Source organism: Vibrio ichthyoenteri ATCC 700023 (assembly GCF_000222605.1).
GTDB classification, from domain to species: domain Bacteria; phylum Pseudomonadota; class Gammaproteobacteria; order Enterobacterales; family Vibrionaceae; genus Vibrio; species Vibrio ichthyoenteri.
The window spans coordinates 1-25,149 of sequence record NZ_AFWF01000026.1 but is presented as its reverse complement, the minus strand read 5'-3'; the positions used below and the strand labels follow the sequence as shown (position 1 = coordinate 25,149).

The following is a 25,149-nucleotide window of genomic DNA, read 5'->3' as shown; positions in this document are numbered from 1 at the left end:
ACCAATTGCAAATGAGTTCCATTCATGACCTCGTTAGTCAGCCTCACCAATATTTGTGTTCAATTTGACGAACGCAAAGTGATAGACAATGTTAGCGTAAGTTTAAACCGTGGCGAAATCACCACCCTTATTGGGCCAAATGGTGCTGGAAAATCGACGCTGGTTAAAGTATTGCTTGGCTTACAACGTTGCACTCAAGGAACCATAGACAAACCTAAAGGATTAAAGATTGGCTATGTGCCGCAAAAGCTCAAGTTGAATGATTCTCTGCCACTTGATGTTGAACGATTTTTACGTTTAGCCGGACGTTATAGCCAACAAGAAATTCAAGAAGCACTGAATCTAGTCGGGGCATCACATCTTCTCAAAGCCAACATGCACTCACTTTCAGGAGGTGAAACACAACGTGTTTTACTTTCTCGCGCATTACTGCAACGTCCGCAGTTGTTGGTTTTAGACGAACCGGCACAAGGTGTCGATGTTCAAGGTCAAATCGATCTCTATGATCTGATTGATACGATCCGTCATCGTTTTGATTGCGCGGTTTTTATGGTATCTCATGACCTTCATTTAGTGATGGCAAAGACCGACCACGTAATTTGTTTACATCACCATATTTGTTGTTCTGGTGCGCCGGCATCTGTCGCCCAGCATCCAAAATACCTCGCTTTATTTGGCCAAGCACGCCAAGAGAAAATTGCGATTTATCATCATCAGCACGATCACCACCATCACGATCTTTCCGGCCAACCGGTTAAAGGGGATGGTTCAAGTTGCGATCATCATTCACACGGACACCACCATCATGATTGAGTTCTTACTCCCATCTATTTTTGCCGGTCTCGGCATTGCGTTGATAGCTGGGCCTTTAGGCTCGTTTGTGGTTTGGCGTAAAATGGCCTATTTTGGCGATACACTCGCTCATGCCTCATTGATGGGACTGGCGTTTGGTTTCTTATTAGACGTCAACCTTTATCTAGCACTGGTCGTTTGCTGTTTGGTTTTGGCTGTGTTGCTGGTCACCTTACAGCGCCAACAATTGGTTGCAACGGATACCCTGTTGGGCATTTTGGCCCACAGTGCTCTCTCTCTCGGTTTGGTTGCGGTCAGTTTCCTCGATAATGTTCGCATCGATTTGATGAGCTACCTGTTTGGTGATTTACTTGCGGTATCTCCTAGTGATTTAATCTTTATTTATCTCGGTGTTGCCGTGGTAGGAATCGCACTTACCATTTTTTGGCGCCCGCTGCTCTCTTCTACCGTCAATGAAGAACTTGCTGCGGTTGAAGGCCATGACACCGATTTGATGCGATTGATTTTAATGTTGTTGGTCGGCTTGGTCATCGCGGTGGGTATGAAGTTCGTTGGTGCACTTATCATGACATCACTGCTGATTATCCCAGCAGCAACGGCAAGACGCTTTTCTCGCACTCCAGAACAAATGGCTTTATTTGCTTCAATACTTGGCGCTGTTTCGGTATTAATCGGTCTGACACTCTCTTGGCATTTTGACACCCCAGCAGGCCCTTCTGTTGTTATCAGTGCGAGTGGTTTGTTCTTGCTTAGCCAAATGAAGAAGCCCGCTTAATTAGACTTCTCGTTTGATAACTGCCTGTTGATAGACAAAAAAATGGCTTCCCTTGGGAAGCCATTTTTAAATCTAACGTCAGCTTATGCACCTTCGTTATAAAGCTCTAAGCTTGCGAGATCTTGCTGCAGCTCTGCTTGCAATTTGGCATCATCACAACGTAATGACTCTAAATACTCAAGGTATTGTTGAGTAATATCGCCCGTGACATATTCGCCACTAAATACCGACGTTTCAAACTTGGCGATATCTGAATTGCCTAAACCAACCGCACTAACCAAATCTTCCAGTGTTTGGAAGATCAGCTCGTCCGCACCAATTTGCTTACAGATCTGATCGTTATCACGGCCATGAGCAATCAGTTCATTCGCGCTTGGCATATCAATACCGTACACGTTCGGGAAACGAATCTCAGGAGCGGCTGAGACCATAAAGACCTTCTTAGCACCAGAATCACGCGCCATCTCAATAATTTGCTCTGATGTCGTACCACGTACAATTGAGTCATCCACTAATAGTACGTTCTTATCTTTGAACTCTGAACGAATCGCATTGAGTTTACGACGCACCGACTTCTTACGTTGCTGTTGACCCGGCATAATGAAAGTACGGCCGACGTAACGGTTTTTAACAAACCCTTGGCGGTAAGGTTTATCAACCAGTTGGGCAATTTGCAGCGCGATATCACATGAGGTTTCTGGAATCGGAATGACCACATCAATATCGAGGTGACTGAATTCATCACGAATACGCTCGCCCAGTTTTTTACCCATTTCTACACGTGCCGAATAGACCGACACTTTGTCGATGAATGAATCAGGACGAGCAAAATAAACGAACTCAAACAAACAAGGGTTTAGTTCAGGGTTGTCAGCACATTGCTGAGTAAATAGCTCCCCGTCAAACGTGGCGTAAATCGCCTCGCCTGGTAATACATCGCGGATGAAATCGAAACCAACCGCATCCAATGCAACTGATTCAGACGCCACCATGTATTCCGTGCGCTCTCCCACTTCACGTTTGCCTAGGCATAGAGGGCGAATGCCTTTAGGGTCACGAAAAGCAACAAGACCATGACCAATGATCATCGCAGTCACCGCATACGCACCACGAATAGTACGGTGCACGTTCGTCACGGCGCGAAAAACATCTTCTGATGTCACATTGCCTTTCACCATATCAATTTCATGCGCTAATACGTTGAGCAGCACTTCTGAGTCTGAGGTAGTGTTTAGGTGACGACGGTCTTTTGCAAACAGCTTCTCACGTACATCATGTGCGTTAGTGAGATTGCCGTTGTGAGCGAGGGTGATACCAAATGGGGAGTTTACGTAGAAAGGTTGGGCTTCAGAGACACTTGAACTGCCTGCGGTTGGGTAACGTACGTGGCCAATACCAACGTCCCCTTGCAGTCTTTGCATGTGTTTTGCTTCGAATACATCTTTGACTAAACCGTTCGCCTTGCGCAGACGAAAACGATTGCTTTCTATGGTACAAATACCAGCGGCATCTTGGCCACGGTGCTGCAATACAGTCAAAGCGTCATAGATAGACTGATTTACAGGCGAAGTGCCCACGATTCCAACAATACCACACATGTCCTAACCCTCGATTTGCGATAATGGCTGGCGCTACGACGCGCCAGATAAGAAACTCGATGAAGCTTGTAGGTGTTCGAAAAACGGCTCTATGATGAGTCTAAAATGGGGAATTAGCTCCGAGCTTGTCCACCATTCGCTATCATTGAAAGTGGTGAATGTATCGATGAAGAATAATAACGCCGAAACGATCAATACTCCTCGTAATCCACCAAATACGATACCTAACACGCGGTCGGTACCAGATAGACCCGTTTTTTGAATTAACTGCCCCAGTACATAGTTTACCAACGCACCTACAATTAGCGTGGCAACAAATAAGGCAGCAATCGCTGCGCCATTACGAAACATTTCATCTTCGATCTTGGTAAAGTAAACCGCCAAACGACTGTAATACTGACTGGCGATAAAAAATGCACCAAACCAAATAACCAAAGACAACGCTTCTTTAGCGAAGCCGCGAACTAAGCTGATTAAAGCCGAAAGGCCAATCACGCTCAAAATGATAATATCTAACCAATTCATGTGTATTCACAATTTCAGTTTGCGCGCATTTTAACAGAAAAAACGCTGACGCAAACGTTTTCTTAAGGATTTAACGGTTTAAATTTAAGCAATCGGCCTTTTGAGCCTGTGATTTTTTCGAGTTCCTTAATTTGGCGCTCGAGCTTATTTTTGGAAATATCTGGACCGATAATCACGCGCGTAAAGCTGTTATCCAACTTGGTATGCGCCTGATAGCCACGCTTTTGCAGATCTTTCACCACATTTTCTGCATTCTCAGCGTTTTTCAGCGCCATCAATTGAATGATCCAAGCGCTCTCTTGGTATTCATTTCGCTCTGGTACTTCCTTTATGACCACGGGCTGTGGCTTATCGGCGACTTGAGCTTCAGCCTCGACCACGACCTCAACAGGGGTCGGCGGCAAGGCGGCACTATCATCTTCAGGTTCCAATACTTCAAAGGTTTCAACATCACTTTGTAATTCCGGCTTAATGGGAATGCTGGCGATTTCTTCTTGGTAATGCGTTTTTTTGCCATCTAATACATCAGGCAATACGATCACACCAATTGAAACCAAAATGATGGTGCCAACCAGACGGTTTTGAAATTTACTTGCCATTTACTCTCCTTTACTCTGCCAGTATTCAAGCACTTCACCGACGGTGTGGAATGATCCCACCACGATGATGACATCTTGCTGGTGAGCGTTTGTCATTGCCGCTTCAAATGCAGCCACAGGCGTGGCAAATTGCGCTTGTTCTGCACCTAAATAACGACATAATTCTTCTGCTTGCGCGGCTCGAGGGCCAGTGAGAGACGCTGGATACCAGTGTGTCGCGACGGGCGCTAAAATCTCAAGCGTTGATTTAATGTCTTTGTCATGCAGCATCGCCACAACCATATGAATGATTTGCTGCGGGAATTGCTGAGCTAAACGCTCAACCAGGTATTGTGCTGAGTGTGGGTTATGCGCGACATCCAATAGCACGGTCGGTGCCTGATTAATGAGCTGCATACGACCTGGCAACGAGGCATTGCGCAAACCATTAACGATATTAACGTCTGATAAATCTAAATGCGCACTCGCCAGTGCCATCAATGCCGTCGCAGCATTGGGTAGTGGTAGGCTTGGCAATGGCAAGTCATCTAGCTGAAAACTGCCATGCGTCCAGCGCCACGTGTTGTTGCTGGTAAGCGCATAGTCATACTGAATACCGACTTGGAATAGCTCGGCATTAATGTCATCTGCGTGAGCGGCAACCGTTGCCGGCGCTTTCGGCTGGCCACAAATCGCTGGTTTTTCACTGCGGAAGATACCCGCCTTTTCGAAACCAATCACATTAATGTCGTCGCCAAGCCAATCGACATGGTCAATCGCCAGACTCGTGATCACACAGACGTCATGATCAACCACATTGGTTGCATCTAAACGACCACCTAAACCGACTTCCAGTAACACCACATCTACTTTTTCCGTTTGGAATAAGCGCAATGCCGCGAGCGTACCGAATTCGAATAAGCTTAAACTGATGTCGCCACGCTGCTGTTCAATAAAATCGAATGCTTGAGCATGTTTCTCATCACTAAGATCAATACCATTAACACGAACACGTTCGTTATAACGGATTAGATGGGGGGAACTATAGACGCCAACCGAGTAACCCGCATCAAGTAGAATCGCTTCCATTAATGCACAGGTAGAACCTTTACCATTAGTGCCTGCGACAGTAATAACCGTCGGTGCAGGTTTGGTCAATTGGGCTTTATTTGCGACGGCTTGAACTCGGTCGAGACCCAGATCAATTGCTGAAGTGTGTAGCTCTGCTAAATAATCAAGCCACATCGCAAGTGGTGATGTGGCTTGAGGAATTTGGGATTGAATCATCTAACTTTAACCAATAAATCCGTGGTTGTTTGTTAGTGAGATACTTTACCCTTTTTCATCGGCTTCTGGTACAGAATACTCAGCTTCTTGTGGAGAATCATCCACAGAAACCACCAACGGTGAGGCTGTATTGGTTAATTTAGCCAATAAACTGCTCACACGTTGACGCATTTCACGACGGTCAACAATCATGTCAATTGCGCCATGCTCAAGTAAGAATTCACTGCGTTGGAAACCTTCTGGAAGATCTTCACGTACCGTTTGTTCGATAACACGACGACCTGCAAAACCGATTAGCGCTTTTGGCTCACCGATATTAATGTCTCCGAGCATTGCCAAACTTGCCGATACGCCGCCCATGGTTGGGTCAGTCATTACCGAAATAAAAGGCAGACCTTGCTTCGATAAACGTTCTAGCGCTGCACTGGTTTTCGCCATTTGCATTAGAGACATCAACGCCTCTTGCATACGCGCTCCGCCAGAAGCTGAGAAACACACTAGACCGCAGTTGTTCTCCATCGCTGCTTCCACTGCACGTACAAAACGAGCACCGACAACAGAACCCATGGAACCACCCATGAAAGAGAATTCAAACGCACAAGCAACAACCGGGATTCCGATTACTTCGCCTTGCATTACAACCAGCGCGTCTTTTTCACCGCTGGCTTTTTGCGCAGCAGAAAGACGGTCTTTATAGCGCTTTGAATCTTTGAACTTTAGCTTATCTTGTGGCTCCAGTTCATTGGCTAATTCAACGCGGTTAGTCTCATCTAGGAATGTTTCCAAACGACGACGTGCCTTCATACGCATATGATGGTCACATTTCGGACATACTTCTAGGTTACGCTCTAGCTCAGCATGGTAAAGCACCTGTTCACATGATGTACATTTAGTCCATACCCCTTCAGGGATCGATGCTTTACGTGAACTAACGATATTGCTTTTTTCTAAAATCTTTTCAAGCCAACTCATGGAAGACCTTTTCTCTATCACTCTTTCGCGCCATGCAAAAGATATAAAAACTGAATTTATGCGTGAGGATTAAAGCATATAAAATGCCAAGTGTAGACAAAAAACTGGTTGTACCTATTTTTGCTAGCTCAAGCGGATGCTCTATTCTCTCGTCACATAGCGTCTCTCAATGAACTACTAAATCATAATTTCTATTCAATATGAACAAATTAGCATGATTTAGTTCAAATTATCTGGCAAAAACAGCGGACCGATCGGTGCTCTTGGTAACTCAAGTTCGGCTGGGTAATCAACATCAACCAAATAGAGCCCTTCAGCTTTCGCCGTCGCACCGGCTAATTTGCGGTCTTTTGCCTTGAGTAGCCGATCGATCCATTCGGGTTCTTGCTCACCACGGCCGACACACAGCAAACTGCCCGTAATATTACGTACCATATGGTGGACAAAGGCATTCGCTTTGATATCAATCACCACATACTGGCCATGACGAGTCACATTCAAATGAATAAGATTGCGCCAAGGGGTACGTGATTGACAATGAATGGCACGGAAAGAGGTAAAATCATTCTCACCGAGTAAATATTGCCCCGCCTGCTGCATTTTGACTTCGTCCAACTCACCATGGTAGTGACTGACACCTGATTGTAAAATGCCCGGGCGCAACTTACTGTTAAAGATAATGTAGCGGTAGCGGCGAGCAGTGGCGTCAAAACGAGCATGAAACTCATCCGGCACTTCTTTTGCCCAACGAACCGCAATGTCTTTTGGCAAATTGGCGTTTGCACCCATAGTCCAAGCTACCATTTTTCGACTTGCTGTCGTATCAAAGTGCACAACTTGACCAGTACCGTGTACACCCGCATCGGTACGACCCGCACACTGCACTTCTATAGGATGATTGGCGACTAAAGTTAATGCACGCTCAAGTTTTTCTTGCACGCTTTGAACTTCTCTTTGGCGCTGCCAGCCAAAGTAGTGAGTGCCATCATACTCAATACCTAAAGCGATTCTCATCTTGGACTCTCTTACAATATGGGTCGGGCAGTATAGCGAAACTGACCATGGCTTCAAGTGGAGCTAGAGAAAGTTCACTGAAAAATACCCTGAGCACTCTTCATTTAAATCATGAAAAAATTAAGGGGCTTACGCCCCTTTTATATTCTATCGACCGTTTATGGCGTCAATTAAACCCTTGGCTTCACGACGAATATCATCATTACCATCGACGATTGCCTCTTCAAGTAACTTGATTGCTCCCGTCGCATCGTTCATTTCCATATAGATCTTCGCGAGATCGAGCTTACCTGACGCCTCTGCGTTGCTGTCAACGTCGACCTCTGACATATGTCCAATCACATCTGGAAAATCACTTAAGCCAACATCTAATTTGAGCGCCTCTTCATCTGGATTAAAGATGCCTTCTTCACGATCGACTTCTGCCATCAACTCATCAATAGTGCGGTATTGATTATCACGAGGATTAAAATCAATTAAGTCATCTTGATTTTCCCAATCTTCATTCGATACCTTAGCTTGAGTTGGCTGATTTCCTTCATCCCAAGCTTGACGCTCTTCTTCAGGAATATCATCCGAGATAGACGCTTGCAGCTCTGGGCTTAAACTAAAGCCATTCCAGTCTTCGCCACCCATTTCGAGCATCGCGTCAATATCCATTCCCGCAGAATCACTGGCACGCTGATCGATTGGTTTCTCTACCGGCGTATAACGATCATCGCCTTCTGCTAGTAACTCGTTAAACGTTGTTTCATCATAATCAGATGTCGCTGCAGAGCCCGTGTGCGCCGGTTGAGTCTCGGAATCAAAAGATGAATCGCCAAACAAACCTGACAATACATCTTGCTCATCCAAACGCTGATCCAGCTCAGCATTATCAATATCAATCGTTTCTAGATCATTAAAATCAAAACGTGGCGCACGTGGCTGTTCAGCCACTTGCGCTTCCTCTGGCAATTGTGGTTGAGCACTCTCCTGATGAACAGGCTCGTGCTTCGCTTGATTTAACTCAGATTGATCCTCATCGGTAATCTCAGTCTCAATTGCTCCAGCTTGTGGGTCGATATCAAAATCAACTTCATCCTCAACGCGCTCTTGCGGCTGTGTTTGCTCACTAATTTGTGGTGCAGGCTCGTTCTCTTCCGGCGCCATTGCCGGTGCTTCAGCAACAGCGACATCTGATTGCTGTTCCATCTCTGCAGCCGCGTCTGCTAACGCATCATCTTCACCATATTCTGGTAACTCTAAGTCATCAAAGCTAAAGCGAGTTTCTGCATCCACATCACTCAGTTCTGGCTCAGATGACAAGTTATCTGATGGCATCGCTGCAGCTTGCTGCGGCATTTCAGCTTTGAAGTCTGCGATCGCATCTTCTTCGCCATATTCCGGCAGATCTAAGTCATCAAAATCAAAGCGCTCTTCATCTGAGACACTTTGCGTCTCTGGCTGTGATACATCTGCCTCCGTCTCAGTCTCAGCGATAGGATCGTTGGCCGATGTTTCAATTTCCGTGTCATCAATTTCAGCAGCATTTGTTGCATCAGAGTCATTCACCTCAGGTGATGGTTCCGCAACCATCTCTTCTGTTGGAGAAACAAGCTCCTCAGCCGTTTCGGCCAACGCTTCTTCTTCACCAAACTCAGGTAAATCTAATTCATCAAATTCAAATGGCGCCTCATCATTTGCTTGCGCAGCTTCTGTCTCTGTTACCTCTGCCGGTTGCTCAACTTCCGATTGCGCCCCGTCGTCGTCTGCAGAAAGATCTGAGATAGCTTCTGTAACATCAGACTGATCAGAAAGATCCTGTTCAGAGACAAATTCTTCCAACACTGATGCTTCATCGTTAACGGCTTCCGCGCTATCCGCGCTTTCAACCGGTGTCTGTTCTGTTTCAGGTTCAGACGCAGGTTCAGATGTCATTGCTGTGTCCGGCTCATCAGTCATCAATGCTGAGTGCGGCTCATCCAATGGCGTCTCAGCTTCGTGACTGTTAGCTTGTGGCTCTTCTATCTCTTCCGTTTGCACAGAGTCTGCTGGTTCTAGCGGCTCGTTAAGCTCCTCGTCAAAGCCAAGATCAACCTCGGCTTCACTTAGCTCTTGTTGTGCAGGTGCCTCTTGCAAACCCGCTAGCGCATTTTCAGTTTCGCTGTCGCCATCAAACAACCAATCATCATCGCTTGGTGTACCGAACTCATTATCCATGGTTGGTAGTGCAGCTTTGATTGGCTCTGGCTCTGGCTCTGGCTCTGGCTCTGGCTCTGGCTCTGGCTCTGGCTCTGGCTCTGGCTCTGGCTCTGGCTCTGGCTCTGGCTCTGGCTCTGGCTCTGGCTCTGGCTCTGGCTCTGGCTCTGGCTCTGGCTCTGGCTCTGGCAAGGAGCTTTCGCTATCTCGCTCAGTGGTGTCAAGTGTTTGAGGCGCTTCTGTCTCTTGAGGCGCTTCTGTCTCTTGAGGCTCCTCTTCCAATGCATCAAAATCAAACTCCCCTAATAGTGGGTCTGACTCTGGCGCAACATTGAGCATGTCATCAAGGAAATCATCACTAGAGAAAGCTTTTGCTTCGTCTTGAGTATGATCTTCGCTATCAGTCTCTTGTTCGCCTTGAACCTCTTGTTCAAGCGCATCGAGTGATTGCGATTCTACCGGCGCATTATGCTGATTGAGTAATTGTTCGATATCATCGTCACTGGCGATTGCTTCAGGCTCAGTTTGCGAATCATCACTGGTAGTTTCCAATGTTGCTAAGCTATCTTCAGACTGCGCTTGCTCTGGCTGACCTTTTTCGATTTCAAGTAGTTCTTCAAAGAGGTCAATACCATCATCACCAAAATCATCAGCAGCAAATGAGTCATCACTACTTTCCGTGTCACTACTGTCATTGAGCAGTTCATCAAGCAGATCGGTACTGTCCTCGTCATAAGTTGACTTAGCCGCGTTTTGATCCAGCTCTTCTTCATCAAGCAATTCATCAAGCATCGATATTGAGTCTTGATCAAACTCAATATCATCGACATCATCGATTGCAGTGCTCGGTTCCGTTGGCATGACCGGTGCAGACTCAGCATCAGTCTCTGTTGCGACATTAAGGCTATCCGTACCCACTTCGCTGTCTGTTGATTCTTCCTCAAGCAACTCATCCAACATTGCGGTTGAATCATCAGGGAGTTGCAATGAATCATCGTCGTCACTGTCATCTAACCAATCATCGAGAAGGTCAATACTCTCTTCATCTGAGCTTAAATCGAAATCGTCATCCTCAGAATCCAATAACTCATCAAGTGTTTGAGTATTCGTGAGCTGTGACTGAGTCTCTTCTGTCGATTCAGTAAATAACTCATCAAACAGCGCGCTGCTCTCATCTTCGAGTTTCTGTAACGCTTCGTCTGGTTGCTCTGTTATTGGCGAGTCATTCTCAATACTGTTGTTGATCGCGTCTTGTTCAGCCTGCACTTGTGCAAACAGATCATCAATATCGCTATCAGAGGTGATCGACTTATTAGACAGTTCGTTGTCATCTTCACTTAAATCGAAACCTTGCGGATCATCGAGTAAGTTATCAAATGAGAAGCTATCGTCACCATCGGTCGATTCGCTAAGTAGCTCGTCCAGCATCGCTTGTTCGGCGTTGTCTTCGTCATCATCGAGATCATCTAAAGCCGAACTAAATAAGTCATCAAGTTCACTTTGACTAACGCCGCTATCAGAAAGATCAAATCCATCTTCTTCTTCCGAAGAGTCTTCAATAATCACATCATCAAGAGCGCTTTCCATTTCTTCTAAGCCAAGCGCTTTCTCACCACTATCAACACTGATCCCATTAGAGCTAACATCAAACGATGCTAAAGACTCGTCGAGATCGCCATCATCATCGATGGCTGCGAATGGGTCCGTGTCATCTTGGTCATCTAGATTGAAATCGAGCTCGCTATCATCAAGATCAGCAAAAATGTCCGCTTCTTGGGTTGTACCTGTGTCGTCATCCATCTCATCTGAGAACAAGGTGTCGTCATCACTCGACTCACCAAACAGGTCATCATCAAGATCCAGTTCATCTTCAACATCATCATTGAGAGCACCCGCTGCCAGTGGCGCAGCGGCGGCCGCAGGTGACATCGACTGCGGTGTACTTTCCAATTGTTCTGTTTTAGCTTCTTCTTTCTTACGACCAAGCAGTAACATCACCATCAGGCCGATGAGTAGCCCAGGGATGATCGCAAGCCCAGCCACCAGCCAACCGTTTGACAGAATATTATCTAACGCGCTTGGGGCATTATTTTGCTGTTCTGCAACACGCAGACGTTCAGCTTCCAGTAATTTTTCGACTTCTGAACGAATTCGGTTTTCATCCCCTAACTCTTCTTTTAAACCATCCACTTCCGTTTGCACTTCTGCCAACATCAGGCGTAAGCGGTGATTTTTTTCTTCTAAAGCCGTTAATTCCGTTTCTGAACTATTAAGTTGTGTCTCTAGGTTCTTAACTTGCTGTGGTTTATCGACCACAACTGGCGCAGATGGTTTTGGCGTTTCAGCCACAACCGCTTTATCTTGTGTCGCCGGCGCTTTAGGTTTCGCCGTTGGCGTCGTTTCTGCAACGACAGGTTTCGCCACGCTAGGGGCTGGTTCACGGCCATCAAGGCGCGCTTGATGCAGGTTCATAATACGAACCGCTTCATCAGTGGAAACACTCTCTACCTGAGCCAGTGAAGGAATACGAATCGTGCTCCCTGGTAGCAGAGTATGGATATTCTGATTCTCAAACGCTTGTGGGTTAAGTTGGTAGATAGCCAACAACGTCTGCTGCACCGACACTTGATTGGACGGTTTTAAACGCGAGGAAATTCCCCATAGGGTGTCTTGCCCTGAGGTTGGTCCATAAAAGCGTGAAGGTTCGCTCGCAACCGATGAATGGCGCGTAATTTGCTCAGAGTATTGTGGTGAGCTTTGAATCTCGCCATTTGGCCCTGTCAGGCGAATACTTTCTGCACTTACGATGTTTGTCTGAGTCACGGCTACTAAGGCGAGTGGCATTAGGAGACGTTGGAGAATTCGACGCATATATGGCTCAGTTAGGTGCTGATGGAAAATAAATTTAGTGATCTGCTAAATATATCGGATCATGAGGGCAAAACTATAGCCGTAGTGGCAAAAAATGTGTCCCTAGCTTAATAATCGCATTAATCTCACACATTTTTTTCAGGATTGATTAAAAAAGCCCCGCGAAAACGCAGGGCTTTTGAATAGTATCACTGACTGGCTAAACGATGATCAGTAGTAATCGCGAATCAACACTTCAGCAATTTGAATTGCATTTGTTGCTGCGCCTTTACGTACGTTATCTGCAACAACCCATAAGTTGATGCCACTATGGTGGCTAATATCATTACGGATTCGGCCAACCATGACATGGTCTTTGCCGCCTGCGTCACGTACTTGTGTCGGGAAGTCATCGCCTTGGAATACTTCGACACCTTCGGTATTTTCCAATAATTGGATAACATCTTGAGCATCAATTGGCGCACAAGTTTCAACATGAAGTGATTCAGCATGACCGTAAAAAACCGGTACGCGAACACACGTTGGGTTAACGGTAATACCTGGGTCATTGAAGATTTTTTGCGTTTCCCACACCATCTTCATTTCTTCACGGGTATAACCGTTTTCCGTCATTTGATCGATTTGCGGAATACAGTTAAACGCGATCTGCTGAGGGAAGTGCTCACTTTCAGCTGGAACGCCGTTTAGTAGCCGAGCTGTTTGACCCGCTAACTCATCGATACCTGCTTTACCTGCACCAGATACTGATTGGTACGTTGAAACGTTGATACGTTCAATACCCACAGCATCTTGAATTGGTTTCAGCGCAACGACCATTTGAATCGTTGAACAATTCGGGTTAGCGATGATGTTACGGTTACGAAACTCAGCGATCGCCTCTGGGTTCACTTCTGGCACAACCAGTGGAACATCGTATTCATAGCGGAACTGTGAGGTGTTATCGATAACTACAACGCCCTCTTCTGCCGCCACTGGCGCCCACTTCGCTGATTGCTCAGCACCCGCTGAAAACAGTGCAATGTGTACTTGAGACCAATCAAAATCTGCCACATTTTCTACGCGTACAGTTTTACCATTGAAGCGACTGGTTTTGCCTTCACTGCGCTCACTCGCCAATAGGTAGATGTTACCTACAGGGAATTTACGTTCTTGCAGTACTTCTAAAATGGTTTCACCGACAGCGCCTGTCGCACCAAAAACGGCCACGTTATATTGTTGGCTCATTTAATTACCTCAACTTGAAAACCTAATTTCGCTAGCGGTGCCAAATTACACTCTGAATCACCGACTAACTTTACAGCGCCATATTCACGACGATCCCAATACGTCTTGCGCATTTGATCAAAAGCGCCTGGCTGATGGATCTGACGGCGAAATAGCGCGTCGTCTTTGCGCACATCATAGATGATTTGCGTTAAATTGTGCAGCGTCGCTTCATCCCAACAACGATCTAACGTTAATTGCGGAATCGGCGCGACTGGCAATAGCTCTTGTGCAGTGGCCACCAATGGTTGCGCCAAATACTCACAGTAGCTATTAAAAATCATCGTTGTTCCGCGTGCCTTACCTTCTAAACCATAGCCTGCAACATGCGGGGTGGCGAATGCTAACAGAGGAAGAAGGGCCATATCAACGTCTGGTTCAAACTCAAACACGTCTAGTGCTGCAGTAAAACCATCTTTTTTCGCCAAACGCTGTTTAAGCGCTTGGTTATCAACCACTGGACCGCGTGCTGCGTTGATTAAAATTTGGTCACCACGTAACGTATTCAACACCTGCTCATCAATCAGGTGATGAGTAGCATCATCCCCTTCACGGGTAATTGGCGTATGTAGGCTGATAATATCGGCACGCTCTAGCAGCTCATCCAATTCAGTAAACTGACGTGTGTCTCCAGCTCGCTGCTTGGGCGGATCATTGATTAGCACTTTAATGCCAATCCCTTCTAAGCATTGCTGTAAATAACTGCCCACTTGGCCTGCGCCGATAATACCAACCGTTTTATCAAAGACCGAGAACCCCTCTTGCTGGGCAAGTACCATCATGACGCTAAAGACGTACTCCGCGACACCCACCTTGTTACAACCCGGTGCGGCAGTGAAAAAGATGCCTTTTTCTTGCATCAAAGCCTGATCAACATGGTCCATACCTGCGGTGGCTGTACCCACAAATTTTAGCTTATTGGCTTGGGCGATTAATTCAGCATTCACTTTGGTCACAGAACGAATCATCAATGCATCAACATCAATTAAATCCTCTGCAGTGAGGTTGCGTCCCGGCTTTAAAATTACTTCGCCAAGTTGGCTAAAAAGCGCCTCAGCGTAAGGCATGTTTTCATCTATGAGAATTTTTTTCATCTGCGTACGTTCGTCGGTTGAGAATGAGTTGGCAAAGATTTTCTATCTTGAACTGTGTTATACCAGCTCTCCTCACTATATGTACACCTAGTGATGATAGAAAAACAATCAGTATGAGATTAATGAAGTGGTTGATTATAGCGGGATACTGCGAGCGTATTGACGTTATTCGTAAATAAAAAACCGGCCTCAATTGAGGCCGGTAAGATCCAGAACAAAAGGAATTTGACTCGCTCTCCATGAGCCAAAATCTGCGTCTGTTCGACTTAAGCATTACCTAAGTCAAGCTCTGGAAACTGTGCTGCCATGCCAACTACGCTGGCGGGCAGATTCAGTCATACCAATCAGAATAAGTAAGTGGTCAGAAATTTGTGCAAGAATGACCAAAAACTTATGTTGATTGGTATTAACCTTGGTACTTTTTAATCACAAGCGTTGCGTTTGTGCCGCCAAAACCAAAGCTGTTTGACATCACAGTAGTCAGCTCTGCTTCACGCATTTCTGTTACGATATCTAGGCCTGCAGCCGCTTCATCAAGGTTATCAACGTTAATACTTGGCGCAATAAAGTTGTTGTGAAGCATCAGTGTTGAGTAAATCGCTTCGTGCACACCAGCAGCACCAAGTGCATGACCTGTCATTGCTTTGGTTGCAGAAATTGCTGGGCTGTTGCCACCAAATACTTGCTGGATAGCGCCAAGCTCTTTTACGTCACCGACTGGCGTTGAGGTACCGTGAGTGTTCACGTAATCAACACCATCAACCGCTGCCATCGCCATATTCATGCAACGTACTGCACCTTCACCTGATGGTGCTACCATGTCGTAGCCATCTGATGTTGCGCCGTAACCAACGATTTCGCCATAGATTTTCGCGCCACGAGCCAATGCATGCTCAAGCTCTTCGATAACCATCATGCCGCCGCCACCAGAGATAACGAAGCCATCACGATCTGCATCGTAAGTACGAGACGCTTTCTCAGGTGTTTCGTTGTACTTCGTTGATAGTGCACCCATCGCATCGAACATCATGGTTAATGTCCAATCCAATTCTTCACCACCACCTGCAAATACGATGTCTTGCTTACCTAATTGGATAAGCTCCATTGCGTGACCAATACAGTGTGCCGATGTTGCACACGCAGAACTCATTGAGTAGTTCACGCCACGAATTTTAAATGGGGTTGCTAGACAAGCTGAAACCGTTGAAGACATAGTACGAGGTACCATGTAAGGACCCACGCGCTTTACGCCTTTCTCACGCAGGATATCAACAGCTGCTGCTTGGTTTAGTGATGAAGCACCACCAGAACCGGCAACGATACCAGTGCGGTCGTTAGACACTTGGTCTTCTGCCAAACCTGCGTCTTCAATTGCTTGCTGCATTGATAGGTATGCATAAGCCGCCGCATCACCCATAAAGCGCATCTGCTTACGATCAATATGCTCTGCTGGGTTGATTTTAAGATCACCCCATACTTGTGAACGTAGACCTTTTTCTTTGAACTGCTCTGAAGCAGTGATGCCAGATTTACCCGCTTTTAGAGACGATAAAACTTCTTCGACGTTGTTACCGATACTTGAAACAATACCCATACCGGTGATTACGACTCGTTTCATTATGACATTCCTATAATTCAAGATACCGCTAGATGATAACTAAGTTAGCTAGGAAAAGTGGTCAGCTTTCCCTTAAAACCGTACAATCAACCTATATTTATGGTCGATATTCACAAAAATCAGACACTATGACTTCTATTACCAATGCTCAACTCGGCTGGAATGAAGCTGGCACGCCCGTTTCAGACCAATTCGATGACGTCTATTTCTCTAACGTAAATGGTTTGGAAGAAACGCGGTATGTGTTCCTCAAGCAAAATCATCTACCAGAAAGATGGCAAGAATATGACCAGCGTCGTTTTGTGATTGCTGAAACTGGCTTTGGCACAGGTCTAAATTTCCTTGCCGTATGGCAATGGTTCGAACAATTTAGACAACAGCATCCCAATGCACCTCTTAAAGAGCTGCACTTTATTAGCTTTGAAAAGTATCCTTTGAGTAAAGCGGACCTAATCAAAGCCCATCAGTCTTGGCCTGAACTGGCCGACTACGCTGTTCAATTACAACAACACTACCCGATCGCAGTGCCTGAATGCCAGCGTATTGTACTCGCTGATGGTGCCATCACTCTAGACCTTTGGTTTGGTGATATCAAAGATTGCATGCCATTAGTACCTGTTTCTGCACAAGGTTTGGTCGATGCATGGTTCCTCGACGGCTTTGCGCCAAGCAAAAATCCGGAAATGTGGAATCAAAACCTGTTTGATGGCATGGCACGTTTAGCGAAGCAAGACTGTAGCTGCGCGACTTTTACCGCCGCGGGTTTTGTCCGCCGAGGCTTAATCGAGGCTGGATTTGCGATGAAAAAAGTCAAAGGCTTTGGCACCAAGCGAGAAATGATCGCTGGGAGCCTGACTCAACGTGAGCCTGTCAGCAATTTTAAACCTTGGTTCCATCATACGCCGAGCAGCGAACATCAGCACATTGCCATTATTGGCGGTGGCGTCGCCAGTGCCACGCTCGCAACCACCCTATTGCGCCGTGGACAAAAAGTTACGCTCTATTGCCAAGATGAACGAGCAGCCCAACGCGCTTCAGGAAATCGTCAAGGCGCGGTTTATCCACTGCTTAACGGCGAACATCGCGGCGTATCACGCGTCTTCGCTCCGGGCTTTTTATTTGCTCGCCAGTTTGTTGATCAAGCAGCGGAGAAAATCCCGTTCGATCACGACTGGTGTGGCATTACTCAACTAATGTGGGATGAAAAGTCGACAACCAAACTAGGCAAAATGCTGGAAGGCAAGTTTGACCCTATGCTGATTCATCAGCTTGACGCAAAACAGACCAGTGCCACGATTGGCTTGCCGATTACAATGGCAAGTATTCAATATCCATTGGGCGGTTGGTTGTGTCCGGCGCAATTAACGCAAGGTCTAATTGACGAACTGGAAAAAGATGCTCGTTTTACGGTTAAATACCAGCACAAAATCGACGCTATTACGCGTACCGATGAACACTGGACGCTAAGCAGTCAAGCTGGGAATTTCGAGCACGACTGTGTCGTCATTGCCAATGGTAATGAGTTTGCGAGTTTCGAGCAAAGCGCTCATGTTCCGCTTGGCCAAGTCAAAGGTCAAGTGAGTCATATTCCGACCACGCCTGAGCTAAGTTCGCTGAAAACCGTGCTCTGCTATGATGGCTATATGACACCAGTGAACCCGAATAATCAGCAGCACTGCATTGGCGCAAGCTATGACCGGAGCCATTTAGACTATGAATTCGACGCTCAGGCTCAGCAGGAAAACGGTGACAAGCTACGTCACTGCGTGCCTGACGAATCATGGCCTCTAGCCGTTGACACCTCGGCCAATCAATCACGTCAAGGCATTCGTTGTGTCAGTCGCGATCATTTGCCCTTTGTTGGCAACCTTGCTGATTACCAGCAAGTGAAAGCTCAGTATGCGGATCTCGCTCAGCAAGAGCTTGAAGACATTCAGCCAACGCCACATTACCCAAATCTATTCTGCTTACTGGGGTTAGGTTCTCGTGGGCTTAGCTCCGCTCCGCTGATGGCGGAAGTGTTAGCTTCGCAAATTTGTGGTGATCCTTTACCACTACCTGTCGATGTATTAGAAACCCTTGACCCTAGCCGTATGTGGGTTCGTAAGCTGCGCAAAGGTAAAGCGATAACTGAGATCTGATCTATCACTGTCGTCTGGAATGATATTGATAGGCCAGATTCAAGAGATAAAAAAGGCCTCCGATTATGTGGAGGCCTTTTTATTGCACTTAGCTCGTGGTCATCTTCTGGTTAGCACAGCTCTACCACTAATTTCTCGACCTTTTGCGCCCACTCATCCTGGCTAAATTGGCCACTCGCTAAATCAAAACAATCGTAAAAACTTGGAATGGAAAGCGACCCCTTCACCTCCGCACCAAAATACGCTGCCGAAGCAGTCGCTTGAGCAAGCACATTTTGAGCTCCACCAGGACCTGGAGAGGTTGAGAGATAGATTGCTGGTTTGTTTTGAAACACCTGCGGATTAATGCGTGATGCCCAATCAAACAAATTCTTATAAGCCGCAGTATAAGAGCCATTATGTTCAGCAAAAGAAATAACCACCACATCCGCATTTGAAATGTACTGTAAAAAAGCTTGAGCCTCAGGCGCTTGGCCAATCTCTTTTTCGATATCTTCGCTAAACAGCGGTAAATTGAATTGGTTTAGATCAAGTAGGGTGAGCTGCGCATCATCGAGACGGCTAGCAAGAAGTTGTCCTGCGTAGTGAGCAAGTGTTTTATTGATTGACGTTGAGCTGCTTGACGCGCCAAAAGCGAGGATATTCATTGTGGTTATTCCTTTTATTCAATGTATCTACCATGCTCAGCATAGGAATAGAATAAAAAAGCAACAACCACAATTTATGTATAAAGACGTTCAAAATTATTGAACGAGATAGGATTAAGCGTGATTACTCAGCTCTAACCACAAATCATTTACCACTACACGATCGGCAGGTGTAAGCTCTGCACGTGCTTTATCTAAGCTAGCAACAATACGTTGTTTAAGCTCATCAACGTCATTGATGCCTTCTTCTTCGCATGCTGCGGCTGACAAAGAAATATGACCACGTAAATAACCACCAGCAAACAATTCGTCATCCGAAGCGGTCGAAATTCGCTCATCAATTAACGTCAGTAGCTTCTCTTCAAATTCAATAATCATGATCTATATTCAATCAACTCAGTGGGCTCACAAAATAGGGCTGAAGCTTCTCATATTGCGAAAATGAACGCAAATTATCATCAAACCCTCATTGGCTCGGTTTTCCATACTTACTCTTGTGGTTCGCAACGTTGAAAGGCACTTTCAATGCACGCCTGACTCAATATTTGAGCTTGTTCTAGTTCACCCGCGGTTAATTTTGTCTGCAATAACTTTAATCGCTGATTGGCTAGTTCAAAACCCTGTGAATCGGCTGCGCTTAACCACACATAACACTGTACATAATCCGAGCGGGTGGCTGCGCCATTATACAATAGCGTTGCCAAATCAACCTGCCCCTCTGGTAACCCTAAGGTCGCAACACGTAGCAGCCACGGTTTGGCTTTATCTGGGTCGTTCTCCCCAAGAGATCCATCCACATATAAAAGCCCCATCTTATGCATCGCTGGGCCAAAATTTCGTTCAATCGCGATTTGATACCACTTTATCGCTTCAATCACGTTATTCTCTTCGTCTAAATAGAGATTGCCTAATACATACGCTGCCTCAGCGTGACCATGATCCACGCTCTCAACTAACCATTGCTTGGCGATGGCTAAGTCTTGCTCGCCACCACTGCCCTCTAACCACAGCAAACCCAACATAAATTCCGCTTCTTTCCTTTGCTCAACGGGTAATTGGCCAGCCGATTTTTGATACCAATAACGAGCAAGATCCGGCCGCTCTTCACCATACACTCCACTTCGATATAACTCAGCCAAATTATATTCCGCTTGGGGAAAGCCTTGCTCAGCAGCAACATGATATAAAGCCATAGCACGTTGAGGGTCGTGCTCCACCAACATTCCTTTTGAATAGAGATAGCCTAAATTAGTGGCCGCGATAGGATCACGTTAATCGGCATTATCAATGCAGTAAGGTGAAATTTGATCGGTAAGTTCGTTAACCGCATAGGAGCAGTATGGATCGAACGTGATTTTTTGTTCCACTTGGTGGCTACAAGCAGCGAGTATGATGATCATGAACACAACAGCAATAGCTCGTCGCCAAGCACTAGAATCCCCCATCAGTTTAAATTCGACACGCATCGGCTACTCCATCGACGGTTTTATCAATCAGTTTAATTCTCAAAAATGAACGCTTAGCTTTTCATATTGAGAATATAAAAACAAAATCTTTTAAATTCAATAGCTAACAATATGGCACAAGCTGTGCAACCTCCTTCCTACGCATTCTAAAATGAAGGGGTTGTCATGAGCAAACTAGAAGCAAAAATTCATTTACCCTTGTTGTGTGCCGCACTAGCCTTCAGCACTGCAAGCCATGGCGCAACGCCATTTACATCCTGCCCGACCCAAGCTTTTTTAATTCAAAATCCATCAGGCACTCCTATTGCCTACGGGGTCAGCTTAGACGTGGGGAGCTATTCCACGCTTTCTTGGAATGTCGGTAGCGCAAAAATCAATGGCGTTGGCTTTAGTGTTCATGACGACTTTATCTACGGTTGGGATTATGGCGCAAAATCCCTTACTCGTATCGGGTCTGAATTAACATCCAACCCAATGACAATTTCAAACTTAGGCATCGCCCCAACGTCATTTTACGTTGGCGATGTTTCGGTGGAAGAAAATGCTTGGTATGGCTATCGAATCAACTATGGTCTATTTCGTATTGATCTCGAAACCAATGCGATGACCCAAGTCGCTACATCCAACCAAATTGGTAAAATTCGCTTACTTGATATGGCCTTCCATCCAGACGATGGCTTTATTTATAGCGTCGATAATTCCGGTTATCTCTATAAAATTGATTCCAGCGATGGCAGCAGCACACGGTTTAACCAAGTCCTGAATAGCAGCGCGCTTGGCCACAGTTTGGCATTTGGCGCACAATACTTCGATGTTGAAGGCAGCCTATATCTGAGTAATAACGGCAATGGGCATATCTTTAAGGTGACCATCGACGGTAATAATTCGACCGCAGAATTCTTTGCTTATGGCCCATCGAGTAACTCTAATGACGGGGCAAGATGTGCCTTGGCAGCCGTGATACCTGGAGATCAAACCGACTTTGGTGATGCACCAGATAGCTATGGCACAACCTACGCCTCTTCAGGCGCACGTCATGGCATTAGCGGCTTAAAACTAGGTGACCTCGTGGATGGTGAGAACGAAGCCTATGCTTATCCTCTCTCCGATGACACCGCCGATAGTAGTAACGATGAAGATGGCGTCTCTTTTCCAGTTCCCCTTGAGATAGGTCAAACTAGCTTTATTTATGCCAACATCAATGGCGCTGATGGTGAAGGGGTTCTAAGTGCTTGGATCGATTGGGACCAAGATGGGCAATTTAACGATGACGAACTGGTGATCAACAGCGAATCTGTCGATGATGGTCAGAATCAGCTGTATATTTCCGTACCTAGTTGGGCTCTTGATGGGGACACTTGGGCCCGCTTTCGCCTGAGTAATACCAACGATGTCGGGCCGACTGGCGGCGTCGGGGCCGGTGAGGTAGAGGATCATCAAGTAACGGTTACTAGCCAAGGGGTTACGGTAGAGACTTACCCATCAGGCTCTTCTTACACCACTTTTGCATACGAAGACCAATACCCGCAAATGGGTGACTACGACATGAATGATGTTTTGATGAACGTAAAATACACCGAGTTCAGCCAAAACAATCAAGTAATCCAATTGAAAATTGAGGGACAGATTGCCGCCCTCGGTGGCACTTATCATTCTGGTTTCGCCATTCGCTTACCTGGGGTTGATCCTAACGCGATCAAAACCGATTCAACCAAACTCTTTATCAATGGCCAGTTACAATCGGTTGATATTGTTGAATCGGGAACCACGGATGCGGTGTTAATCGTTCATGAAGACTTGTGGTCAATTACCGAATCTGGCGAAGCTGATGGCTGTAATATGTTCCGAACCGAACTCGGCTGCGGAACAAGCTATCGCCCAAGTTGGGAATTAGTTGTGCCATTGAGTTCACCCATTGCTAGCGCTCAAATGCCTGAATTCCCATATGACCCATTCATCTTCGCCACACCGGGGTTCTATCATGGCGAAACCGGGCTGCAAGTGAGTGGTGGCTTCCCAGGACGTGGGCTCGAAGTACACCTAAAAAACAAAACACCCACCGCTAAATTCAACTACGGCTATGTCGGTAAAAAAGACGATGCCACGGATGCCGGCGCGGGTACCTATTTCCTTACCAGTAACGGTCTTCCATGGGCAATTGAGCTACCCCTTGATTGGCAGCACCCAATTGAGACCATCAGCATTCTAGAGACCTATCCAAAATTTGCAGACTTCTCTCAAGACCCGTTAGGATTGACAGAACAAAGCTGGTACGTCACCCCTATCCTCAACAAAGCCTATACAGACTAAGGAGTATTTTATGAGCCATTTAATGATTAATTTAAAAGCCTTAGCTGTTATTGCGAGCAGCACAGTTATCTTGGCCTGCGGCGGCGGAGATGGCGACAACGGTGGTGGTTCAAAAGCTTCACCAACACCCACTCCAGCAGTAACGCCGGCTCCAAACCCACAACCAGCTCGTTTATCGGTAACAGATTTAAACATCGCCGCCGACAACAATCTCGAGTCTGTATACCAGGTTGAGGTTGATGTCGATATTTCCGCCATATCAACCGAAAAGGCGTTTATCTCGATTTGTGACAACACCGCGGCCAACGGTGATCTTGCCAAACTCGATTTTGATATGTGCTTACTGAAATCAAGCCTAGTGGATGGCAAAGGCAGCTTTGAACTCCGTGTCGCCAACCATTGCGATGAATTGATTGCTGTGATTTGGATTATGGAAAAAGGCCGCGCGCCATTGACCTATACACTCAGCCACAACAACCAAAAACAAACTTATTGGACCATCAACTAGCCAAATGCCCCTCTTCCGTCATAAAAAAAGCCGACACGCTGTCGGCTTTTTTATTGTAATATAATCAATAGATTATATTACGACAAAGTCATCGCGAGTCAGTGGTGCAACAGCATAAAATGCGCGCATCGCCTCGGAGAGCATCAACACTCTTGGCGGAATACCCTGCTCTAAAATGGCCATAACTTCATTATGTACTTTCGCCATAAATAACAAACGATCTGGCTCGAAATCGCCATTGAGGTTATCGCAGCTGACACTAAATGGAAAACCAGCGCTTAACGCTAAAATCCATTCATAAGCTTGCGGGCGGATCTCTACCTTCTCAAACTCGGCTTGCACTTGTGCAGTGCGGCCATCGGGCTCATACCAGTATCCGAAATCTTCAAGTAAGCGACGTTCCGGTCCTGCAACGCACCAATGAGCAATTTCATGCAACGCCGAGGCATAAAATCCGCGGGCAAAAATAATTCGGTGCTGAGGATGCTGCGCATCAGCAGGCAAGTAAATAGGCTCATCGCCCCCAAGCTCTAACACGGTGTTATAGCTAGCTGAAAAAGTGTCATTAAAGATTTTAATCAAATCTTGGTAATCGTGATTCATAGTCTTTGGCTAATGGAATGAAATAAAGCGCCCGTATTCTCGCATCTTTTAGCGGTTTTGCACACTGCCACGCATAGCTCTGTCATTAGAAATTATTATCTGATAAACGTTTTCGTAACCACAAAAACTCATTCGTTTTTTCACGCCATAACCACTACACTTTCGCCTTCATTTTATAAGATAGGGCCTTTGTATTCGCCCTATTGCCTCGTTTTCGTTATTTGAGTAATCGCTATGCTGTTAAGTGTGTTGTACATCATTGGTATCACTGCCGAAGCCATGACTGGCGCTCTCAGTGCTGGTCGTCGAAAAATGGACTGGTTCGGTGTCATGTTAGTGGCCAGTGCAACCGCTATCGGTGGCGGTACCGTGCGTGACATTTTACTTGGTCACTACCCATTAGGCTGGGTTAAAAATCCAGAATATTTGGCGATTACTTGTATCGCCGGTGTGCTCACCACAGGATTAGCGAAATGGGTGATCAAATTCAAAGGGCTATTCATTCGTCTTGATGCGCTTGGCTTAATCGTCTTTAGTATTATCGGTACCAAAGTGGCACTAGGGATGGGCTTGCATCTTGGGATCTGCATGGTGGCAGCGCTTGTTACCGGCGTATTTGGTGGCTTACTGCGCGATTTGATCTGTCGCCAAACGCCGTTGGTGTTGCACGAAGAGCTATATGCATCGGTATCTTTAGTCGCTTCAGGGCTTTACTTAAGCTTACTTGAATTTGGTATTGATGACGTGACCGCAACCATCGTCACACTGGTAGTCGGCTATATTTTACGTATGGCGGCAGTACGCTTTAAATGGCGCCTACCTTCATTCCATTTGGAAAATGATGGTCCACTACACTAATCACGACCTGATAAAGATAAAAACGCA

Annotated in this window: 21 protein-coding genes; 6 read left to right on the top strand and 15 right to left on the bottom strand. The window is 46.1% G+C overall.

Translation table 11 applies throughout. The features are described 5' to 3' along the window. The first annotated feature begins 24 nt into the window (after positions 1-24). Both znuC and znuB read left to right on the top strand, forming a co-directional pair. Complete coding sequence (gene znuC / locus RH85_RS03020; protein WP_006710715.1) at positions 25-813, top strand: zinc ABC transporter ATP-binding protein ZnuC; 789 nt, start codon at positions 25-27, stop codon at positions 811-813. Continuing rightward, positions 806-1,588 carry a zinc ABC transporter permease subunit ZnuB gene (gene znuB, locus RH85_RS03015; RefSeq protein WP_006710714.1) on the top strand — a complete coding sequence of 261 codons (783 nt, stop codon included), beginning with the start codon at positions 806-808 and terminating at the stop codon, positions 1,586-1,588. The genes znuC and znuB overlap by 8 nt, the downstream gene beginning before the upstream one ends. A gap of 83 nt (positions 1,589-1,671) precedes the next feature. On the opposite strand, the gene purF is transcribed toward znuB, so the two are convergent. From purF to fabB, 10 genes are all read right to left on the bottom strand, one after another. After that, the gene (purF, locus tag RH85_RS03010; protein WP_006710713.1) at positions 1,672-3,186 is read right to left on the bottom strand and encodes an amidophosphoribosyltransferase; all 1,515 of its coding nucleotides are present in this window, start codon (positions 3,184-3,186) and stop codon (positions 1,672-1,674) included. Between the two features lie 33 nt (positions 3,187-3,219). Next, positions 3,220-3,711, bottom strand: coding sequence for a CvpA family protein (locus RH85_RS03005; protein ID WP_006710712.1), 492 nt, complete (start codon positions 3,709-3,711; stop codon positions 3,220-3,222). A 62-nt stretch (positions 3,712-3,773) separates the two neighbouring features. Further along, the gene (locus tag RH85_RS03000) at positions 3,774-4,310 is read right to left on the bottom strand and encodes an SPOR domain-containing protein (RefSeq protein ID WP_006710711.1); all 537 of its coding nucleotides are present in this window, start codon (positions 4,308-4,310) and stop codon (positions 3,774-3,776) included. Further along, the gene (gene folC / locus RH85_RS02995; RefSeq protein ID WP_006710710.1) at positions 4,311-5,576 is read right to left on the bottom strand and encodes a bifunctional tetrahydrofolate synthase/dihydrofolate synthase; all 1,266 of its coding nucleotides are present in this window, start codon (positions 5,574-5,576) and stop codon (positions 4,311-4,313) included. It lies immediately after the preceding gene. 45 nt (positions 5,577-5,621) lie between these two features. Continuing rightward, a complete protein-coding gene (accD, locus tag RH85_RS02990) occupies positions 5,622-6,548 on the bottom strand; it encodes an acetyl-CoA carboxylase, carboxyltransferase subunit beta (RefSeq protein WP_006710709.1) in 927 nt (308 codons plus the stop codon). 219 nt (positions 6,549-6,767) lie between these two features. Next, complete coding sequence (gene truA / locus RH85_RS02985; RefSeq protein ID WP_006710708.1) at positions 6,768-7,562, bottom strand: tRNA pseudouridine(38-40) synthase TruA; 795 nt, start codon at positions 7,560-7,562, stop codon at positions 6,768-6,770. Positions 7,563-7,709: 147 nt separating this feature from the next. Beyond that, on the bottom strand, positions 7,710-12,614 hold the full coding sequence (locus tag RH85_RS02980) for a FimV/HubP family polar landmark protein (protein ID WP_006710707.1): 4,905 nt from the start codon (positions 12,612-12,614) through the stop codon (positions 7,710-7,712). Between the two features lie 210 nt (positions 12,615-12,824). Continuing rightward, positions 12,825-13,838 (bottom strand): aspartate-semialdehyde dehydrogenase, encoded by a 1,014-nt coding sequence (locus RH85_RS02975; RefSeq protein ID WP_006710706.1) that lies wholly within the window; start codon positions 13,836-13,838, stop codon positions 12,825-12,827. Further along, positions 13,835-14,971, bottom strand: coding sequence for a 4-phosphoerythronate dehydrogenase (locus RH85_RS02970; RefSeq protein ID WP_006710705.1), 1,137 nt, complete (start codon positions 14,969-14,971; stop codon positions 13,835-13,837). The genes RH85_RS02975 and RH85_RS02970 overlap by 4 nt, the downstream gene beginning before the upstream one ends. A 406-nt stretch (positions 14,972-15,377) precedes the next feature. After that, positions 15,378-16,589 carry a beta-ketoacyl-ACP synthase I gene (gene fabB / locus RH85_RS02965; protein ID WP_006710704.1) on the bottom strand — a complete coding sequence of 404 codons (1,212 nt, stop codon included), beginning with the start codon at positions 16,587-16,589 and terminating at the stop codon, positions 15,378-15,380. A gap of 128 nt (positions 16,590-16,717) precedes the next feature. On the opposite strand from fabB, the gene mnmC reads away from it, so the two are divergent. After that, positions 16,718-18,730 (top strand): bifunctional tRNA (5-methylaminomethyl-2-thiouridine)(34)-methyltransferase MnmC2/FAD-dependent 5-carboxymethylaminomethyl-2-thiouridine(34) oxidoreductase MnmC1, encoded by a 2,013-nt coding sequence (gene mnmC / locus RH85_RS02960; protein ID WP_006710703.1) that lies wholly within the window; start codon positions 16,718-16,720, stop codon positions 18,728-18,730. Between the two features lie 110 nt (positions 18,731-18,840). Here mnmC and RH85_RS02955 read toward each other — a convergent pair whose 3' ends face one another. The 4 genes from RH85_RS02955 to RH85_RS23380 form a co-directional block, all read right to left on the bottom strand. Beyond that, positions 18,841-19,377, bottom strand: coding sequence for an NADPH-dependent FMN reductase (locus tag RH85_RS02955; protein WP_006710702.1), 537 nt, complete (start codon positions 19,375-19,377; stop codon positions 18,841-18,843). Positions 19,378-19,491: 114 nt separating this feature from the next. Further along, complete coding sequence (locus RH85_RS02950) at positions 19,492-19,755, bottom strand: YfcL family protein (protein ID WP_006710701.1); 264 nt, start codon at positions 19,753-19,755, stop codon at positions 19,492-19,494. A gap of 110 nt (positions 19,756-19,865) precedes the next feature. After that, complete coding sequence (locus tag RH85_RS02945; RefSeq protein WP_277422391.1) at positions 19,866-20,639, bottom strand: tetratricopeptide repeat protein; 774 nt, start codon at positions 20,637-20,639, stop codon at positions 19,866-19,868. 9 nt (positions 20,640-20,648) lie between these two features. Continuing rightward, on the bottom strand, positions 20,649-20,843 hold the full coding sequence (locus RH85_RS23380; RefSeq protein WP_006710699.1) for a hypothetical protein: 195 nt from the start codon (positions 20,841-20,843) through the stop codon (positions 20,649-20,651). A gap of 165 nt (positions 20,844-21,008) precedes the next feature. Here RH85_RS23380 and RH85_RS02940 point away from each other — a divergent pair, with 165 nt between their 5' ends. Together RH85_RS02940 and RH85_RS02935 are read left to right on the top strand one after the other, a co-directional pair. Further along, positions 21,009-23,153, top strand: coding sequence for an LruC domain-containing protein (locus tag RH85_RS02940; RefSeq protein WP_006710698.1), 2,145 nt, complete (start codon positions 21,009-21,011; stop codon positions 23,151-23,153). A gap of 10 nt (positions 23,154-23,163) precedes the next feature. Beyond that, positions 23,164-23,661: a hypothetical protein gene (locus tag RH85_RS02935; RefSeq protein WP_006710697.1), complete on the top strand. Its 498-nt coding sequence runs from the start codon at positions 23,164-23,166 to the stop codon at positions 23,659-23,661. Positions 23,662-23,733: 72 nt separating this feature from the next. On the opposite strand, the gene RH85_RS02930 is transcribed toward RH85_RS02935, so the two are convergent. Further along, positions 23,734-24,264, bottom strand: a complete 531-nt coding sequence (locus RH85_RS02930) for an elongation factor P hydroxylase (RefSeq protein WP_006710696.1) — start codon at positions 24,262-24,264, stop codon at positions 23,734-23,736. Positions 24,265-24,498: 234 nt separating this feature from the next. Here RH85_RS02930 and RH85_RS02925 point away from each other — a divergent pair, with 234 nt between their 5' ends. Further along, positions 24,499-25,122, top strand: coding sequence for a trimeric intracellular cation channel family protein (locus RH85_RS02925; protein ID WP_006710695.1), 624 nt, complete (start codon positions 24,499-24,501; stop codon positions 25,120-25,122). The last annotated feature ends 27 nt before the right edge of the window (positions 25,123-25,149 follow it).